General features: G+C 62.9%; 15 protein-coding genes. 9 read left to right on the forward strand and 6 right to left on the reverse strand.

Annotated features, from left to right (window positions below; genetic code table 11):
* Positions 1-167 precede the first annotated feature (167 nt).
* The 6 genes from FIU28_RS21985 to FIU28_RS22015 form a co-directional block, all read right to left on the reverse strand.
* Complete coding sequence (locus FIU28_RS21985) at positions 168-938, reverse strand: SDR family NAD(P)-dependent oxidoreductase (protein WP_143575240.1); 771 nt, start codon at positions 936-938, stop codon at positions 168-170.
* A 149-nt stretch (positions 939-1,087) separates the two neighbouring features.
* Positions 1,088-2,233 carry a pimeloyl-CoA dehydrogenase small subunit gene (pimD, locus tag FIU28_RS21995; protein ID WP_143575242.1) on the reverse strand — a complete coding sequence of 382 codons (1,146 nt, stop codon included), beginning with the start codon at positions 2,231-2,233 and terminating at the stop codon, positions 1,088-1,090.
* Between the two features lie 208 nt (positions 2,234-2,441).
* A complete protein-coding gene (gene pimC, locus FIU28_RS22000) occupies positions 2,442-3,632 on the reverse strand; it encodes a pimeloyl-CoA dehydrogenase large subunit (protein ID WP_143575243.1) in 1,191 nt (396 codons plus the stop codon).
* 160 nt (positions 3,633-3,792) lie between these two features.
* Positions 3,793-4,980 carry an acetyl-CoA C-acyltransferase gene (locus FIU28_RS22005; protein ID WP_143575244.1) on the reverse strand — a complete coding sequence of 396 codons (1,188 nt, stop codon included), beginning with the start codon at positions 4,978-4,980 and terminating at the stop codon, positions 3,793-3,795.
* Positions 4,977-6,662, reverse strand: a complete 1,686-nt coding sequence (gene pimA / locus FIU28_RS22010; RefSeq protein WP_143575245.1) for a dicarboxylate--CoA ligase PimA — start codon at positions 6,660-6,662, stop codon at positions 4,977-4,979. Before pimA ends, FIU28_RS22005 begins: the two co-directional genes overlap by 4 nt.
* Positions 6,663-6,853: 191 nt before the next feature.
* On the reverse strand, positions 6,854-8,938 hold the full coding sequence (locus FIU28_RS22015) for a 3-hydroxyacyl-CoA dehydrogenase NAD-binding domain-containing protein (RefSeq protein ID WP_143575246.1): 2,085 nt from the start codon (positions 8,936-8,938) through the stop codon (positions 6,854-6,856).
* Positions 8,939-9,075: 137 nt separating this feature from the next.
* Here FIU28_RS22015 and FIU28_RS22020 point away from each other — a divergent pair, with 137 nt between their 5' ends.
* From FIU28_RS22020 to FIU28_RS22060, 9 genes are all read left to right on the forward strand, one after another.
* Positions 9,076-9,945 carry an IclR family transcriptional regulator gene (locus FIU28_RS22020; RefSeq protein WP_143576337.1) on the forward strand — a complete coding sequence of 290 codons (870 nt, stop codon included), beginning with the start codon at positions 9,076-9,078 and terminating at the stop codon, positions 9,943-9,945.
* Between the two features lie 75 nt (positions 9,946-10,020).
* The gene (locus FIU28_RS22025; protein ID WP_143575247.1) at positions 10,021-10,827 is read left to right on the forward strand and encodes an ABC transporter ATP-binding protein; all 807 of its coding nucleotides are present in this window, start codon (positions 10,021-10,023) and stop codon (positions 10,825-10,827) included.
* The gene (locus FIU28_RS22030; RefSeq protein WP_143575248.1) at positions 10,827-11,540 is read left to right on the forward strand and encodes an ABC transporter ATP-binding protein; all 714 of its coding nucleotides are present in this window, start codon (positions 10,827-10,829) and stop codon (positions 11,538-11,540) included. Before FIU28_RS22025 ends, FIU28_RS22030 begins: the two co-directional genes overlap by 1 nt.
* Before the next feature lie 27 nt (positions 11,541-11,567).
* A complete protein-coding gene (locus tag FIU28_RS22035) occupies positions 11,568-12,446 on the forward strand; it encodes a branched-chain amino acid ABC transporter permease (RefSeq protein WP_143575249.1) in 879 nt (292 codons plus the stop codon).
* A gap of 2 nt (positions 12,447-12,448) precedes the next feature.
* Entirely contained in the window at positions 12,449-13,477 is a 1,029-nt protein-coding gene (locus FIU28_RS22040; RefSeq protein ID WP_143575250.1) for a branched-chain amino acid ABC transporter permease, read from the forward strand.
* Positions 13,478-13,487: 10 nt separating this feature from the next.
* Positions 13,488-14,714, forward strand: a complete 1,227-nt coding sequence (locus FIU28_RS22045) for an ABC transporter substrate-binding protein (protein ID WP_143575251.1) — start codon at positions 13,488-13,490, stop codon at positions 14,712-14,714.
* Positions 14,715-15,028: 314 nt separating this feature from the next.
* A complete protein-coding gene (locus tag FIU28_RS22050) occupies positions 15,029-16,255 on the forward strand; it encodes an ABC transporter substrate-binding protein (RefSeq protein WP_143575252.1) in 1,227 nt (408 codons plus the stop codon).
* Between the two features lie 263 nt (positions 16,256-16,518).
* Positions 16,519-17,742 carry an ABC transporter substrate-binding protein gene (locus FIU28_RS22055; RefSeq protein WP_143575253.1) on the forward strand — a complete coding sequence of 408 codons (1,224 nt, stop codon included), beginning with the start codon at positions 16,519-16,521 and terminating at the stop codon, positions 17,740-17,742.
* A 155-nt stretch (positions 17,743-17,897) separates the two neighbouring features.
* Positions 17,898-19,115, forward strand: coding sequence for an ABC transporter substrate-binding protein (locus tag FIU28_RS22060; RefSeq protein ID WP_246661602.1), 1,218 nt, complete (start codon positions 17,898-17,900; stop codon positions 19,113-19,115).
* The last annotated feature ends 43 nt before the right edge of the window (positions 19,116-19,158 follow it).

Genomic DNA, 19,158 nt, shown 5'->3' on the forward strand with positions numbered 1-19,158 from the left:
CGCATCTTCCTTCTCCCCTTGTGGGAGAAGGTGGCACGGCCGCAGGCCGTGACGGATGAGGGGGCTTTGGCGACAGAGCGCGCGGCCCCCTCACCCGTCTTCGCTTCGCGAAGCCACCCTCTCCCACCTAGCGAAGCGAAGCTTCGCACGGGGAGAGGGAAGGAAGATTATGCCCCGGCCGTCGTGACGCCGCCGTCGATGACGATGGTCTGGCCGGTCATGAAGGTCGAGGAATCCGAGCCGAGATAGGCCACCGCGCCGGCAATCTCGTGCGGCTCGCCGATCCGGCGCAACGGCGTGGTGGCGGTGCGGCGCTTGAGACTTTCGGGGTCTTCCCACAACGCCTTCGCGAAATCGGTCTTCACAAGGCCCGGCGCGATGCAATTGACGCGGACGCCCTTCGGGCCCCATTCGCCGGCGAGGCTGCGGCACAGCGAGAAATCCGCGGCTTTGGAGATGCCATAACCGCCGATCACCGTGGAGCCGCGCAACCCGCCGATCGATGAGATGATGATGACGGAGCCGCGGCCGCGCTCGGCCATCGCCGGGATCGCCTCCTTGCACAGCCAGATGTTGCTCTTGACGTTGGAGCCCATGATTTTGTCGAAAGCTTCGTCAGTGATGTCGAGCAGCGGGCCGTAATAGGGATTGACCGCAGCATTGCAGACCAGGATGTCGATCGGGCCGTAATGCTTCACGGTCCCCGCGATCAGCGCCGCAACCTCGTCCTTGCGGGAAATGTTGCAGGGGATGACGTGCGCGTCGCCGCCATCCTTGCGGATACCTTCGGCGACTTCCTCGCAGGCGTCCTGCTTACGGCTGGACACCACCACTTTGGCGCCGAGCTTGGCCAGCAACTCGGCCGACGCGCGGCCGATGCCGCGGCTCGAGCCGGTGATGACGGCGACCTTGCCGGTGAGATCGAACGGGTTGTTCATGGAGAGCTCCCTGTTGTTGTTTTTGTTTGCACTTCGCTCTCCCCGTCATTGCGATGAGCCGTTGCGACGAAGCAATCCAGACTGCGCGTGTGGCTCTCTGGATTGCCGCGTCGCTTCGCTCCTCGCAATGACGGGGAGAGGCCGGTGTTCTAGCCGTTCAAGCCGCCCGCGTCTGTCACGCAACGCAGATGATAGTCGGTATCGCCAAAGGTGCTTTCGATCATGGTCAGCCGCTTGAAGTAGTGGCCGATCTTGTACTCCATGGTCATGCCGACGCCGCCATGCAGCTGGATCGCCTGCTCGCCGACGAATTTCAGCGACTTGCCGATCTGCACTTTTGCCGCCGAGACCGCCTTGGCGCGTTCCGCGGCGTCCTCGAAGTCGCTGGCCATGGTGGCGAACATCGCCATCGAGCGCGCCTGCTCGACCGCGACGAACATGTCGGCGGCACGATGCTGCAGCACCTGGAACGTGCCGATCGCGACGCCGAACTGGGTACGGGTCTTGAGATATTCGACGGTGGTCTTCAGCGACTCGTCCATCTCGCCGACCGCCTCGGCGCACAATGCGATGCGGGCGTCATCCACCACGGTCTCGATCAGCGGCAGCGCGTTCGCGGGATCTCCGATCGCCGCGTCTGCGCCGACCTGCACCGCAGTAAAGGTGATGTCGGCGGCATGCAGGCCGTCCTGCGTCGGATAGCCCTTGATGCTGACGCCGGGGGCATTCGCCGGCACCAGGAACAGGCCTATGCCGCTGCGGTCACGCTGGCCGCCATTGGTGCGCGCCGAGACGATCAGCGTGTCGGCGTTCTCGCCGTTCAGCACGACGAACTTCTCGCCGTCGATCAACCAGCCGTCGCCGTTCTTCTTCGCGGAGGTGGAGACGTCGCCGAGATCGTAGCGCGAGTTCTTCTCGAGCTGCGCAAAAGCCAGCGTCTTCGAGCCGTCGATGATCGCGGGGATGTAGGCTTCCTTCTGCGCGGCAGATCCGCCGCGACGCAAAAAGCCGCCGCCGATGATTACCGTGGGCAGATAGGGCTCGACGACCAATGCGCGGCCGAGCGATTCCATCACGATCATGGTCTCGACGGCGCCGGCGCCGAAGCCTCCCTCTTCTTCCGTGAACGGCAGGCCGAGCAGGCCCTGCTCGGCGAGCTTGCCCCAGACGTTCTTGCTCCAGCCGCCCTTCTCGCCGCGATACTTCTTGCGGTGATCGAAGTCGTACGAGGTCTTCAGGAGACCGTCGACGCTATCCTTGAGAAGCCGCTGCTCCTCCGACAAATCAAAATCCATGTTTCCGTTTCCTGTTTCGCGCGATCCGGTCGCTGCGTCGATTTTTTGCAATGGCAGTGATGGTCACCTCTCCCCAGCGGGGAGAGGTCGGAGTCTCGCGCCAGCGAGGCTTCGGGTGAGGGGGAGCCCATGTTTTACTCGCAGCCGCCCCCTCACCCGGCGCTGCGCGCCGACCTCTCCCCGCTGGGGAGAGGTGAAAGAAGTGCGCTTACAGCCCCAGCACGGCCTTGGTGATGATGTTGCGCTGGATCTCGTTGGAGCCGCCGTAGATCGAGACCTTGCGGTTGTTGAAATAGCTCGGCGCGATCTGCGCGGTCCATTCCATCGCCTCGTTGCTGCCGTCGTCGCCATGCTCGTCATAGGGGGCCGCGAACGGGCCGATGACTTCCATCAGCAACTCGGTCGTCGCCTGCTGGATTTCCGAGCCCTTGATCTTCAGCACCGAGGACGCCGGGTTGGGCTTGCCCTTGCCGTGCTTGCCTTCATCCGCGACGACGCGGAGCTGCGTCAGTTCGAGCGCCTTCAGCTCGATCTCGATCATCGCCAGCTTCTCGCGGAACTTCTGATCGTCTGCGACCGGCTTGCCGTTCGACTCCACCTGCGACGCCAGCTCCTTGATGCGACGGATGCGCTCCTTGGACACGCCGACGCGGGCGATACCGGTGCGCTCGTTGCCGAGCAGGAATTTGGCGTAGTCCCAGCCCTTGTTCTCTTCGCCGACGAGGTTCTCATAGGGCACCTCGACGTCATCGAAGAATACTTCGTTGACTTCGCGGCCGCCATCGATGGTGACGATCGGGCGCACGGTGATGCCCGGCGTCTTCATGTCGACCAGGATGAAGGAGATGCCGGACTGCTTCTTGGCGGTGGGATCGGTGCGGCAGAGACAGAAGATCCAGTCGGCGTATTGCGCCAGCGTGGTCCAGGTCTTCTGGCCGTTGATGATCCACTTGTCACCCTTGCGCTCGGCCTTGGTCTTCAAGGACGCGAGGTCGGAGCCGGAGCCGGGCTCGGAGAAGCCCTGGCACCAGAAATCCTCGACCGAGGCGATGCGCGGCAAAAAGCGCTTCTTCTGCGCCTCGCTGCCGAAGGTGTAGATCACCGGGCCGACCATGCTGACGCCGAAGGCGAGCGGCGCCGGGGCCGGCACCATCTGCAGCTCTTCGTTGAAGATGTAGTGCTGCACCGAGCTCCAGCCGGTGCCGCCATATTCCTCCGGCCAGTGCGTCACGCCCCAGCCCTTGTCGTTGAGGATGCGCCACCAGGCGACCATCTCGTCCTTGCCGAGATGGCGGCCCTCGGCCATTTTCTGCCGGGTCGCCGGCGGTACGTGATCCTTGAAAAACGCGCGCACTTCGTCGCGAAACGCGACTTCTTCCTTGCTGAAGTTGAGATCCATCGGATCCTCCTGTGAAAATTAAACGATAATGTTGTCGTTCCGGGATGCGACAGACGGCGAAGCCGGCTGGCGGAGGCCCGGAACCTCGAGATGTTCATCGTCCCATCTCGGGATTCCGGGTTCGCGCGCGGCTCGCGCCGCGTGCGCCCCGGAATGACAGTTAGTGGATGATCTCGAACAGGCCGGCAGAGCCCATGCCGCCGCCGACGCACATGGTGACGACCGCGTATTTCGCCTTGCGGCGGCGGCCTTCGATTAGCGCGTGGCCGGTCAGGCGGGCGCCCGACATGCCATAGGGATGGCCGACCGAGATCGCGCCGCCATTGACGTTGAGCTTCTCCGGATCGATGCCGAGCTTGTCGCGGCAATACAGCACCTGCACCGCGAAAGCTTCATTCAACTCCCAGAGGTCGATGTCCTCGACCTTGAGGCCATGACGCTTCAACAGCCGCGGCACGGCGTAGATCGGGCCGATGCCCATCTCGTCCGGCTCGCAGCCGGCCGAGACGAAGCCGCGGAAGATGCCGAGCGGGGTGAGACCCTTCGCAGCCGCAGTCTTGTCGCTCATGATCACGGTGGCGGAAGCGCCATCGGACAGCTGCGAGGCGTTGCCGGCGGTGATGGTGTAGCCGTCGCCGCGCACGGCCTTCAGGCCGGCGAGGCCTTCGGCGGTGGTCTCGGGGCGCGGGCCTTCGTCCTTGTGGATCGTGATGTCCTTGAACGTGACTTCACCGGTCGCCTTGTCGGCGACGCCCATCTTCGTCGTGATGGCGGCGATCTCGTCGTTGAACTTGCCGCCCTGCTGAGCCGCCGCGGTACGGCGCTGGCTCTCCAGCGAGTACTCGTCCTGGCGCTCGCGCGAGATGTTGTAGCGCTTCGCCACGTTCTCGGCGGTGTCGAGCATCGGCATGTAGACGTCCGACTTGATCTTCATCAGTTCGGGATCGACGGTGTGGAACTTGTTGGCGTGGTCGTTCTGCACCAGCGAGATCGACTCGCCGCCGCCGCCGACCGCGATCTCGACACCGTCGAAGATCACCGAGCGTGCCGCCAGCGCGATCGCCTGCAGGCCCGAAGCGCACTGCCGGTCGATGGTGGTGCCGCCGACGCTGATGGGCAGGCCAGCGCGGAGCAGCGCCTTGCGGGCGATGTTGCCGCCGGTCGAGCCCTGCTGCAACGCAGCGCCCATCACCACGTCCTCGATCTCGCGGGGATCCAGCCCGGCGCGCTTGACGGCGTGCTCGATGGCGTGGCCGAGCAAGGTCGCGCCTTCGGTGGCGTTGAGGCCGCCGCGATAGGCCTTGCCGATCGGGGTGCGGGCGGTGGAAACGATTACGGCTTCAGTCATGGGCGGCCTCCGGTGGCGGTTTGTCGTTGATCGAGTGTTGGCGATGGATGCAGCGCGCGCAAGGCATGGCGCGAGAGTTTTCCGACGGCGGTGCGCGGCAAATCGTCGACGAAATCGACCGCGACCGGCAATTCGTGCTTGCCGAGCTTGCCGGACAGGAAATCCCGGAGGTCGTCGAGGCTGAACGGTTCGGCACCGTGCCGCAGCTTGATGAAGGCTTTCGCGCCCTCGCCGCGATACTGGTCGGGCACACCGATCACGATGACCTCGTGCACCGCCGGGTGCTCATAGATCGCCTGCTCGATCATCTGCGGATAGACGTTGAAGCCGCCCGAGATGATCATGTCCTTCTTGCGATCGACGATATAAAAATAGCCGTCATCGTCCATGTAGCCGATGTCGCCGGTGAGAAAGTGCTCGCCGACGAACGAGTCAGCGGATTCCTGCGCCCGGTTCCAGTAGCCTTTGGTGACGTTCGGGCCCTTGATCCGGATCTCGCCGCTCTGGCCGGTCGGCAGCACCCGCGACGGATCGTCCAGCGAGACGATATCGAGCTCGACGCCCGGCATCATCAGCCCGATCGAGCCCGGCTTATCGGGACCAACGGCGGGATGCGCGGTGCCCGGCGAACAGGTCTCGGTCATGCCCCAGCCGCTCTTCAGCTTGAGCCCGGTCTTGGCCTCGAACAATCGCGCGACCTCGACCGGCAGCGGTGCGCCGCCCGATCCGGCCGATACCAGCGACGACAGGTCACGCGTTTCCAGCGACGGATCGGCGGCGATCGCGATCCACATCGTCGGCACGCCGGGAAATACCGTGGCGCGGTTCTTCTCGATGTCGTCGAGCACGCGGCCGGTGTCGAAGCGCTGGTGCAGCGAGATGGTGTCGCCGACATGGATCCGCTGCAGCAGGATCACGGTCAGCGCGTAGATATGGAACAGCGGCAACACACAGATCACGCGCTCGATCGTGTTGCGCTCGGCACGCGCTGCTTCGCCCCAGATGGTGTAGATCGACACCGCTGAGGTGAGATTGCCGTGGCTCAGCATGGCGCCCTTCGGCAGCCCCGTGGTGCCGCCGGTATATTGCAGCAAGGCCACATCATCCGGCGAAATCGCCGGCCATTGCGACGGCGGCGCAGCGCCTTCGGTGAAGCGCTTGAAGGTCATGATGCGGGCATCATCCGGCAGCGGTATCTGCGGATTGCCGACGTCGCCCCAGTCATCGTCCTCGCAGACGATCAGGAGGTCGAGCAGGCCGTTGTCGAGAAATTTGAGCGCCATCGGCAGCAGCGAGGACAGGTTGCTGGTGACCAGCACGCGAGCGCCGGAGTCACTGAGCTTGTGCGACAGCGCGCGTTCCCCGTCGAGCGGGCTGAGATGCACGAGGCGCGCGCCGGCCTTCAGCCCGCCGAAGAAGTGGACGGGGTGATCCGGCGTATTGCCGAGGAACAGACCGATCGACGTGTCGCGACCGAAGCCGGCACGAAGGAATGCCGCGGCAGCGGTTGCGGCCTTCTCGTCGAGTTCGTTGAAACTGAGCGATCGGTCGCGGAATTCGATTGCGGGACGGTCGCCGAAATCGGCTGCCGCTTTCGACAGCAGATCGGGCAGCGTGCCACGCGCGATCGGCGCATCCCAGCGCACGTCGTCGGGATAGAATTTTTCGCCGGGATAGGTCATCGAAATGCCTGCTGTTCGGCCTTTCCGCGGGTAGTCCCCGCGAAAGCGGGGACCCATAACCACGGCAGAGGAAGAGAAGCACGAATAGTTCCACAGCATTCCATCGATAAGACAGAGGCTATGGGTCCCCGCTTTCGCGGGGACGACGTGCTGAGAGGACCGCGCAATGACGCAATCGTCTCCATCAAGGCTCAGCCCTTCGCCAATGATGCGAACGTCTTGCCTTCGTCGGCGAGACGCTTGAGCAGCGCCGATGGCTCCAGCGACGGATCGTTGGTCTGCTTGGCGTAGAACGACAGCCGCTCGGCGATGTGCTTGAGGCCAACGCTGTCGGCATAGAACATCGGGCCGCCGCGGTAGATCGGCCAGCCGTAGCCGTACAGCCAGATCACGTCGATGTCGGAGGGCCGCGAGGCGACCTTCTCTTCCAGGATGCGGGCGCCTTCATTGATCATCGGATACATCATGCGCTCGAGGATCTCCTCGTCGCTGACGATGCGGCGGGTGAGACCGAGGCTCTTGCAGGTGTCGTCGATCAGCTTCTCGACTTCCGGATCCGGAACCGGCGCACGCGAGCCGGCCTCGTATTTGTAGTATCCCTTGCCGGCCTTCTGGCCGAAGCGGCCAGCCTCGCACAAAGCGTCTGCGATCGGCGAGGTGATGCCGCGGTCCTTGCGCGAGCGCCAGCCGATATCGAGACCGGCGAGATCGCCCATCGCGAACGGACCCATCGGCATGCCGAACTTGGTGACGACGGCATCGACCTGCTGCGGCAGAGCGCCCTCGAACAAAAGCTTCTCGGACTGTTTGGAGCGGGCCGCCAGCATGCGGTTGCCGACGAAACCATCGGCGACGCCGACCACGGCCGGCACCTTGGCGATCTTGCGGGCAACCGCCACGGCGGTCAGAAGCGCGTCCGGCGCGGTCTTGTCGGCGCGGACGATCTCGCAGAGCTTCATCACGTTGGCCGGCGAGAAGAAGTGCATGCCGAGCACGTCCTGCGGACGCTTGGTCACCTGCGCGATCTCGTCGATGTTGAGATAGGAGGTGTTGCTGGCCAGCACGGCACCCGGCTTGGCGTAGGCGTCGAGCGCGGTGAACACTTCCTTCTTGATCGCCATGGTTTCGAACACCGCCTCGATGATGAGGTCGGCGTCCTTGACGTTCTCAAGGCCGACCACGCCATTGATCAGGCCCATGCGTTTGGCCGGGGCGTCGGCGGGAATGCCGCCGCGCGCAGCGGTGGCTTCATAGTTCTTCTGCATGATGCCCATGCCGCGCTTCAACTGCTCTTCGCCGGTCTCGATCAGCGTGACCGGAATGCCGGCATTGGCAAACGACATCGCAATGCCGCCGCCCATCGTGCCGGCGCCGATGATGGCGACGCGCTCGACCGGACGCGGCTTGACGCCTTCCGGAATGTTCTGGACCTTGGCGGCTTCGCGCTCGGAGAAAAATGCGTAGCGCTGCGCCTTCGACTGGTCGTCCGCGACCAGCTTGAGGAACATCTCGCGCTCCTTCTTCAGCGCCTCGTCGAACGGCAGATCCAGCGTCCAGCTCACCGCTTCGGCGCAGGCCAAAGGCGCGTTCATGCCGCGGTTCTTCTTGTTGGCTGCCGCCGCCGCGTTGGTGAAGATCGAGCGATCGGCTTTAGCCGCGGCGAGCTTTGAATCGTCGTTACGCAGCACGCGCAGCGGACGCTTCTCGGCAATCACTTTTCGCGCGAAGGCTTCGGCACCCGAGGCCGGGCCTTCGACGATCTCTTCGATCAGGCCATTCTTCAATGCTTCAGCGGCACCAATCGGCTCGCCGGTCACGATCATCTTGACGCCGAGTTCCGGACCGACCGCGCGCGGCAGGCGCTGCGTGCCGCCGGCGCCGGGCAACAGACCCAGCTTGACTTCCGGCAAGCCGAGTTTGGCTTCCTTGGTGGCGACACGGAAGTGACAACCGAGCGTGATCTCGAGACCGCCGCCCAGTGCCGTGCCGTGGATCGCGGCGATCACGGGTTTTCCACAATTCTCGATTTCCGCAATCACGTCGTTGAGCATCGGCGACTGCGGCGGCTTGCCGAATTCGGTGATATCGGCACCCGCGATGAAGGTGCGGCCGGCGCAAGTCAGCACGATCGCCTGCACTTCCGGATCGGCCGCCGCCGCTTTGATCGATTCAAAAATTCCGCGGCGAACCGCCGCACTGAGGGCGTTCACCGGCGGCGAGTCGACCGTGACGATCGCAACCACATCATGACGTTCGAGCTTGACGACATCGTTCACGGCGTTCTCCTTGGACAGCGTTCTTGGCGGTTTCGCACTGCGGAATTTAATTCCACATCTTGACAAAGAGGGTTATTTTGAAGAGCGTCGCTTGTCAACGAGGGACGCGCGACAAGCGCCGGCAGTTCCAGGGAATCATGAAACGTCCAGCCAAGAATGTGGCGACAGATCGCAGTTTCGTCGTCGCGCTTGCGCGCGGCCTCGAAGTATTGCGCGCCTTTCGTCCCAATGACGGGCTGCTCGGCAATCAGGAGATTGCCGCCCGCACCAATCTGCCGAAGCCTACCATTTCGCGGCTGACCTATACGCTGACCAAACTCGGCTACCTTACACCGGTGCCGCGGTTCGAGAAGTATCAACTCGCGCCGGCAGCTATGGCCCTGGGGTATGCTGCACTTGCGAACCTTGGCGTTAAGCATCTTTCCGAAAGCTTTCGCGACGAGCTGATGCGGCAGACCGGCGGCGCGGTGGCCGTCGGCGCGCGCGACCGATTGAGCATGATCTATTTCGGGCAGAGCCGCTCCAGCCTCACCGTCGGCGTGCAGCTCGATGTCGGCTCGCGTATCCCGATCGCGACGACCGCGATGGGCCGCGCCTATTTCTGGGCGTTGCCGCCCGAGGAACGCGCGCAATTGCTGCGTGAGTTCCGTGAACATTACGGCAGCCGCTGGTCGAAGATGCGCGACGGACTCGAGCGTTCCGGCGAAATGGTCGCACGTTACGGATTTGTCATTTCCGCAGGAGAGTGGCAGGACGACGTCCACGCCGTCGGCGTCGCGCTCAAACTGAATGATGGCACCGGACCTTACGCTTTCAATTGCGGTGCGCCGGCGTTTCGCTTTACCGAAGAGCGATTGCGCACCGACATTGGACCTCGCTTGTTGGCGATGGTAAGGAACATCGAAGCGGCACTGGGCGGCACGTCTGCGCCACCTGCCAGCAAAATCGCATCCAAAAAAATCAAACCGGGAGGCAAAGTTGCTCGTGTGGTCGATGGGATCAGATAACCTTCGTCGCGTCGGTGTTTGCGGATTGGGCCTTGCGCGCAATCAGCTGCGCCAGGCGACCGCAGGCTGCCGCAAATGATGCAGGCACTCGCTCAGCAGAACGCAACCACCTCGGTTGCGCCGCTGCTTGCCGTTCACGACGTCAGTGTCGTGTTCGGCGGCATCATCGCGTTGAACGGCGTCTCGTTCGATATGCAGAAGGGTCATATCCTCGGCCTGATCGGGCCGAACGGCGCCGGCAAGACCACGCTGTTCAATTGTCTCAGCCGCCTTTATCAGCCGAGCAAGGGCGACATCCTGCTCGAAGGCGAGAGCATTCTGAAACGCCCGCCGCACAAGATCTCCGAAATCGGGATCGGCCGCACGTTCCAGAACGTCGCTTTGTTTCCAAATCTTTCCGTGCGCGACAACGTCCGCATCGGCACGCATGCCCGCACCAACAGCGACATCGTCAGCGATTCGCTGACGCTGCCATGGGTGCGCCGTGGCGAAGCCGACATCAACCGCCGGGTGAACGAGATTCTCGGCTATCTCGATCTGCACGACGTCGCGGACACCGTTACGGCCGGCCTGCCGTTCGGCACCCAGAAGCGCGTCGAACTGGCGCGCGCGCTGGCCGCCGAGCCGAAGATCCTGCTGCTCGACGAGCCCGCCGGCGGCCTCAATCACGAGGAAGTCCACATTCTCGGCGACCTGATCCGCCAGATCCGCAACGACCGCGGCGTCACCGTTCTGCTGGTCGAGCATCACATGGGCTTGGTGATGTCGATCGCCGATCATGTGGTGGCGCTGAACTTCGGCAAGAAGCTGGCGGAAGGCACGCCGCATCAAGTCCAGAACGACCCGGACGTCATCAAGGCCTATCTGGGGAGCAAGGACTAATGACCGCGATGCTCAATGTGAAGGACCTGCGCGCTTATTACGGCCAGGTCCAGGCGCTGCACGGCCTCGAGTTCGATCTCAAGGAAGGCAGCATGACCACGCTGCTCGGCGCCAACGGCGCCGGCAAGACCACGACGCTGCGGGCGATCTGCAACATGATCCGCTCCACCGGCACGATCGAATTCGAAGGCGCCAAGCTCGACAACCGCTCGACCGAAAACATCGTGCGACTCGGCATAGCGCATGTGCCGCAGGGCCGCGGCACCTTCACCAACATGACGGTGGAAGAGAATCTGCAGCTCGGGGCCATCACCCGCAAGGACACCAAGGCGATCTCGTCCGACATCGAGCGGATGTACGATCATTTTCCGAAGCTGAGGGAACGCCACGCCCAGCAGGCCGGCACGCTGTCCGGCGGCGAGCAGCAGATGCTGGCCGTGGCGCGCGCGCTTATGCTGCGACCGCGCCTGATGCTGCTGGACGAGCCGTCATTCGGCCTGGCTCCCCTGATCGTGCGCGACATGTTCAAGATTCTCGGCAAGATCAACCGCGAGGACAAGGTCACCATCCTGGTCGTCGAGCAGAACGCGCAGCTCGCGCTGGAACTCGCCGACAAGGCCTATGTGATCGAAACGGGACGCATCGTGATGTCCGGCACCGCCGACGAGATCGCGAACAACGAAGACGTCCGTAAATCCTATCTGGGATACTGAGGAAACAGCCTCACTAAGGGAATTGTTATGGAGCTCTTTACCAATCAAGTCCTGGCTGGCATCGCCACCGGCGCGATCTACGCCTGCATGGCGCTCGCCGTGGTGATGATCTATCAGGCGATCGATCATCTGAATTTCGCACAAGGCGAAATGGCGATGTTCTCGACATTTTTGGCCTGGCAGATGATGCAGTGGGGCGTGCCGTATTGGGGCGCCTTCGTGCTGACGCTGGTGTTCTCGTTCCTCGGCGGCATCCTGATCGAGCGGCTGCTGTTCAAGCCGCTGGCCAAGGCGCCGGTGCTGACCCATGTCGCTGGCTTCATCGCGCTGTTCGCGATCATCAACAGCGTTGCCGGCCTGCTGTGGGATTTCACCATCAAGCAGTTCCCGTCGCCGTTCGGCTCCTCGCCGTTCCTCGGCAGCCAGCTGATCTCGACGCATCAGGCCGGCATGATCGGCGTCACTCTGGTGCTCTTGATCCTGCTGTTCGGCTTCTTCCGCTACACCCGCGTCGGTCTCGCCATGCGGGCGGCGGCATCAATGCCTGAATCGGCGCGGCTGGTCGGCATCAACACCGGCTGGATGATCGCGCTCGGCTGGGGCATGGCGGCCGCGATCGGTTCGATCGCCGGCATGCTGATCGCCCCCGTGGTGTTCCTCGAGCCCAACATGATGGGCGGCGTGCTGATCTACGGCTTTGCCGCAGCGGTGGTCGGCGGTCTGTCCAGCCCGCTCGGCGCGGTATGCGGCGGCTTCCTGGTCGGCGTCTTCGAGAACCTGGTCGGCACCTATATTCCCGGCGTCGGCAACGAATTGAAACTGCCTATCGCGCTGGCGCTGATCATCACCGTGCTGGTCGTCAAACCCAATGGCCTGTTCGGCCGTGCCATCGTGAAGCGAGTTTGATCATGAGCGCCGTTCAAGAAGCATCCACCGCTCCCGTCATCGACGCGGTTCCAAAGAAAGCCCTGTCGCTCGGCCCGATGGCGTCGATAGTGGTCCTGGCGCTGCTGATCGCTACGCCGCTGTTCGTGAAGAACTTCTTCATCTTCCAGATGACGATGTGGCTGATCTACGCGATCGCGGTGCTGGCACTCAACATCCTCACCGGTGCCAGCGGGCAGTTTTCGCTGGGCCAGAGCGCGTTCTATGCGATCGGTGCCTATACGTCGGCGATTCTGATCGAACACGGCAACGTCAACTACATCCTGACGCTGCCGGTAGCCGGTCTTGTCTGCTTCATCGCCGGCTTCCTGTTCGGCCTGCCCGCGCTCCGATTGAGCGGCATCTATCTGGCGCTGGCGACCTTCGCGCTGGCGGTGGCGATGCCGCAGCTGCTCAAGCTCGGCGTGTTCGAACACTGGACCGGCGGCGTGCAGGGCCTGGTCGTGACCAAACCGGAAGCGCCCGAGATCTTCGCAACGCTGGGGCTGAAAGTCTCGCAGGACATGTGGCTGTACTACTTCACGCTGGTCGTCTCGATCATGATCTACGTGTTCTCGGTCAACCTGCTGAAGTCCCGCTCCGGCCGCGCGATGATGGCAATCCGCGACAACGAGATCGCGGCTTCCGCGATGGGCGTCGATGTCTCGCTGTACAAGACGTTGGCGTTCGGCGTCTCGGCCGGCATCACCGGCGTGGCCGGCGGCCTCGGCGGCATCGCCGTGCAGTTCGTGGCACCGGACGGCTACACCATCCAGCTCGCGGTCGCCCTGTTCCTCGGCATGGTGGTCGGCGGCGTCGGCTGGTTGCCCGGTTCGCTCGCCGGTGCTGCCTTCATCGTGTTCGTGCCGAATATCGCCGAGCACATCTCGAAGGGTCTGTCCGGCGCCGTGTTCGGCGTCATCCTGATCATGATCATCTTCCTGGTGCCGCACGGCGCCCGGCAAATCGCCTATGGGGCCCAGAGCCTGATCGGCAAACTGCGTAAAAACTGAAGGATCTACCGTGACTTCCAGAACTAGCCTGCGCTTCGCTGCCCTTTCCACCGCTGCCGTCGTTCTCACTTTCTCCGGCAGCGCTTTTGCCCAGAAGAAGTACGACACCGGCGCCACCGACACCGAGATCAAGATCGGCAACATCATTCCCTATAGCGGCCCGGCCTCGGCCTACGGCATCATCGGGAAGATGGAAGAAGCCTATTTCAAGATGATCAACGATCAGGGCGGCATCAACGGCCGCAAGATCAACTTCATCACCTATGACGACGCCTACTCGCCGCCGAAGGCCGTCGAACAGGCCCGCAAGCTGGTGGAATCGGACGAGGTGCTGTTCATCTTCGGGCCGCTCGGCACGCCGTCGAACACCGCGATCCAGAAGTACATGAACGCCAAGAAGGTGCCGCAGCTGTTCGTGGCCACCGGCGCCACCAAGTTCGGTGAGCACAAGACGTTCCCCTGGACGATGGGCTGGCAGCCCGCCTACCAGAGCGAAGGCCAGATCTTCGGCAAATACATCCTGACGGAAAAGCCGGCCGGCAAGATCGGCGTGCTGTACCAGAACGACGACCTCGGCAAGGATCTGCTGAAGGGCCTGAAGGACGGCCTCGGCGACAAGGCGTCGATGATCGTGATGGAGGAAAGCTACGAAGTCTCCGAGCCGACCATCGAGAACCATCTCGTCAAGCTGAAGGCGAGCGGAGCGGACGTGCTGGTCAGCATCTCGACGCCCAAGTTCGCCGCGCAGGCGATCAAGAAGGTCGGCGAGCTCAACTGGAAGCCGATGTTCTTCCAGAGCAATGTCGGCTCCTCGGTCGCCTCGGTGATGCGTCCCGCCGGTATCGACAACTCGCAGGGCGTGATGTCGCTGGCCTATGCAAAGGACGGTTCCGATCCGCAGTGGGACAACGACGAAGGCATGAAGAAGTATCGCGACTTCGTCGCCAAATACGCGCCCTTCGCCAACCTGGCCGACTCGTCCGCCGTTTATGGCTACGGCCAGGCACAGACCGTGGTGCAGGTGTTGAAGCAGGCCGGCGACGACCTGACCCGCGCCAACATCATGAAGCAGGCCGCTTCGCTGAAGGACTATGCGACGGACACCATGCTGCCCGGCGTCAAGCTCAACACCTCGGCGACCGATTACTATCCGATCGAGCAGCTTCGCATGATGCGCTTCACCGGCGAGAAGTGGGACGTGTTCGGTCCGCCGATCGAAAGCCATCTGGGCAACTAATAAAACTGTCGTTCCGGGGCGCGGGCGGCGTGAGCCGAACGCGATCCCGGAACCTCGACATGTTCATCGTCCGATATCGGGATTCCCCGCCACTCCAATTGGAGTGTCTGAGGTTCGCTCGCGCTGACGCGCCCGCGCCCCGGAATAACAGAGTCACAACAACAAAAGTGCCTAACATCTCAGCCCCTTGCGACTAACGTCGCAGGGGGCTTTTTCTTGCTGCCGGAGTCGAAAACGTATTAGGTAAGGGCGGATAAAAAATCCGGCACTGAAAATCACGACGCTTTTCAGGTAGCACTCATGGGAGTTTCGAAATGCCTGCCAATCGTTCGCGCGTGGCCCTGACCGTCGCCGCGACCTTCGCGTTTGCCGCCACCGGCAGCGTCGCCTTTGCCCAGAAGAAGTACGACACCGGCGCCTCCGATACCGAGATCAAGATCGGCAACATCATGCCGTATAGCGGGCCTGCTTCCGCCTATGGCGTGATCGGCAAGACCGAAGAAGCCTACTTCAAGATGATCAACGAACAGGGCGGCATCAATGGCCGCAAGATCACCTACATCACCTATGACGACGGCTACTCGCCGCCGAAGGCCGTCGAGCAGGCGCGCAAGCTGGTAGAGTCAGATGAGGTTCTGTTCATCGCCAGCGCGCTCGGCACGCCGTCGAACACCGCGATCCAGAAATACATGAACGCCAAGAAGGTGCCGCAGCTATTCGTTGCCACCGGAGCCACCAAGTTCGGCGAGTTCAAGGACTTTCCGTGGACGATGGGCTGGCAGCCGGCGTACCAGAGCGAGTCGCGAATTCACGCGGCCTATTTGCTGCGGGAGAAGCCCGATGCCAAGATCGGCGTGATGTACCAGAACGACGACTTCGGCAAGGACATGCTGAAAGGCCTCAAGGACGGCCTTGGCGCCAAGGCGTCGATGATCGTCGCCGAGGAAAGCTACGAAGTGTCGGAGCCGACCATCGACTCGCACGTCATCAAGCTCAAGGCGGCGGGAGCCGACACGTTCGTCAGCTTCACCACCCCGAAATTTGCCGCGCAAGCGATCAAGAAGGTCGCCGAGCTCGGCTGGAAGCCGATGTTCATCCAGAGCAACGTCGGCTCCTCGGTCGGCAGCGTGATGAAGCCGGCCGGCTACGCCAACTCGCAGGACATACTGTCCGCGCACTACGCCAAGGACGGCTCCGATCCGAAGTGGGACAATGACGAGGGCATGAAGAAATTCTACGCCTTCCTCGCCAAATATGCCCCGACCATGGACCGCAATGACGGCTCGGTGGTGTACGGCTACGGCCAGGCGCAAACCATCGTCCAGGTGCTCAAGCAGGCCGGCGACAACCTGACCCGCGAGAACATCATGAAGGAAGCAGCCAACCTGAAGGCGTTCACTCCCGACACGCTGCTGCCGGGCGTCACCATCACCACCACGGCGACCGACTTCTACCCGATCGAGCAATTGCAGATGCAGCGCTTCAAGGGCGAGACCTGGGAACTGTTCGGCCCGGTATACCAGGGCAAGATCGGCGGGTGACAACAAACTGTCGTTCCGGGGCGCGGGCGGCGTGAGCCGAACGCGAACCCGGAACCTCGGAATGTTCATCGTCCCATGTCGGGATCCCCGCCACTCCAATTGGAGTGTCTGAGGTTCGCTCGCGCTGAGGCGCTCGCGCCCCGGAATGACAGCTGAACCCAAGGCCCCGCTGCTCCTGCTGCGGGGCCTTATTGTTGATGCGGCGGTGTGAAACGTGTTGGGTCGGCTCGATCTTCGACCCCCCGCCCGCTTCAAGGACTGCCATGCCCGCCCTGCTTTCCCGCGCCGCTGCCCTGCCGGTCGCTGCCGCCTTCCTCATCGCCTGCGTCGCCGCCCGTGCCGAGCCGCGCTACGACCCCGGCGCCTCCGACACCACGATCAGGATCGGCAACATCATGCCCTATAGCGGCCCGGCCTCCGCCTATAGCGTCGCCGGCCGCATCGAGGCGGCCTATTTCCGCATGATTAACGACCAGGGCGGCATCCATGGCCGCAAGATCGAGTTCATCTCCTATGACGACGCCTACAACCCCGCCAAGGCGGTCGAGCAGGCCCGCAGACTGGTGGAGAGCGACGAGGTGCTGGCGGTATTCGGCCCGCTCGGCACGCCGTCCAATGCTGCGATCCAGCGCTATCTCAACGGCAAGCGCGTGCCGCAATTGTTCGTCGCCGCCGGCGCCAGCGGCTTCGGCAACCAGCGCGATTACCCGTGGACGATGGCTTTCCAGCCGCCGTACCAGAGCGAGGGTCGCATCTACGCCAAATACCTGCTGGCCGAAAAGCCCGATGCGAAGATCGCTGTGCTGTACCAGAACGACGACCTCGGCAAGGAACTGTTGAAGGGCCTCAAAGACGGACTCGGCGACAAGGCCGCGATGATCGTCGCCGCCGAGGGCTACGAGGTCACCGAACCGACCGTCGATTCCCGCATCATCAATCTGAAGGCCAGCGGCGCCGATACTTTCATCAGCGTGACCACGCCGAAATCCGCCGTGCAGAGCCTGCGCAAGGTCGCCGAACTCGGCTGGAAGCCACTCTACATCCAGAGCTATGCAAGTGCATCGGTGGCCACGGTGATGAAGCCCGCCGGCTTCGACAATGCACAGGGCGTCATCTCGGCCTATTACGCCAAGGACGGCGCCGATCCGCAGTGGAACACGGACGAGGGCATGCAGCGCTACGCCAGCTTCCTCGCCAAATATGCGCCGGACGTCAGCCGCAGCGACATTTCCGTGATCTATGGCTATGGCGCAGCACAGACGATGGTGCAGGTGCTCACGCAGGCCGGCGATACGCTGACGCGCGACAACATCATGAAGCAGGCGGCCAGCCTGGTCGACTTCGTCCCCGACACGGTACTGCCCGGCGTCAGGCTCAACACCTCGGCAACCGATTTCTATCCGATCGAGCAGTTGCAGATGATGCGCTTCACCGGCGAGAGCTGGCAGATGTTCGGCCCGGTGCTCGACGGACGTCTGGCGGAGTAATGCTGTAGGCGAGACTGCCTCCTTCTCCGTCCCCCCGACCACCTCCGCGTGCTTGTGTGACCCAGCGCTTCTTCTTGATGATCTCCTGCGAAAGGTATTTAATCGCGGCAAGGCCACAACGGCCGTCGAAAATATCAGGGAGCTGACGAATGCCCATGCCATTGCGTGCAATTGCGGCCGTGTCTGCCGTTGCCCTCAGCGTCGTGCTTTGCGGCAGCGCACTCGCCCAGAAAAAATACGACATCGGCGCCACCGATACCGAGATCAAGATTGGTAACATCATCCCTTACAGCGGACCGGCATCCGCCTACGGCATGATCGGCAAGACCGAGGCCGCCTATTTCAGGATGATCAACGAGAAAGGCGGCGTCAACGGCCGCAAGATCAGCTTCATTTCGTACGACGATGGCTATAGCCCGCCGAAGGCGGTCGAGCAGGTACGCAAGCTGGTGGAGAGCGACGAAGTGCTGCTAGTGTTCGGACCGCTCGGTACGCCGTCCAACACCGCGATCCATAAATATCTCAACGGCAAGAAAGTGCCGCAACTGTTCGTTGCCACCGGCGCGACCAAATGGAACGACCCGAAGAACTTCCCGTGGACGATGGGCTGGCAGCCGAGCTACCAGTCCGAGGCGCAGATCTACGCGAAATGGCTGATCAAGGAGAAGCCGGACGCCCGTATTGCGGTGCTTTACCAGAACGACGATTTCGGCAAGGACTACCTCAAGGGCCTCAAGGACGGGCTCGGCAGCAAGGGCGCGATGATCATCGTCGAAGAGAGCTACGAGATCGCCGAGCCGACCGTCGACACCCACATCGTCAAGATCAAGGCACAGAACCCGGACGTCCTGATCAGTTTCGTCACACCGAAATTTGCCGCCCAGACCATCAGGAAGATCGCCGAACTCGGCTGGAAGCCGCTGCACATGGTCGCCAACGTTTCGGTGAATGTCGGTAGCGTGATGCAGCCCGCAGGCTTCGAGAACGGCCAGGGCGTGCTGTCGGCAGCCTACGCCAAGGACGGCACCGACGCGCAGTGGAACGACGACGCCGGCATGAAGCGGTGGTCGGCCTTCCTCAACAAATACATGCCGGACGCCAACCGCTCCGACAGCAACCACATCTACGGCTACGGCGCGGCCCAGACGCTGGTCAAGGTCCTGGAAATGTGCGGCGACGACCTGACCCGCGCCAATGTGATGAAGCAGGCGGCCAGCCTGAAGGACTTCGAAGTCGATACCCTGCTGCCCGGTATCCGGATCAATACCTCGGCGACCGACTTCGCGCCTATCTCGCAACTGCAAATGCAGCGCTTCAAGGGCGAGCGATGGGAACGGTTCGGCGAAACCATCAGTGGCGACGTCACGCAATAGCAACCGGGCAGCGCACCGCGCTCGTCGCACAAAGCCCCCGTGA

It is taken from the genome of Tardiphaga sp. vice154 (genome assembly GCF_007018645.1).
Lineage (GTDB): Bacteria > Pseudomonadota > Alphaproteobacteria > Rhizobiales > Xanthobacteraceae > Tardiphaga.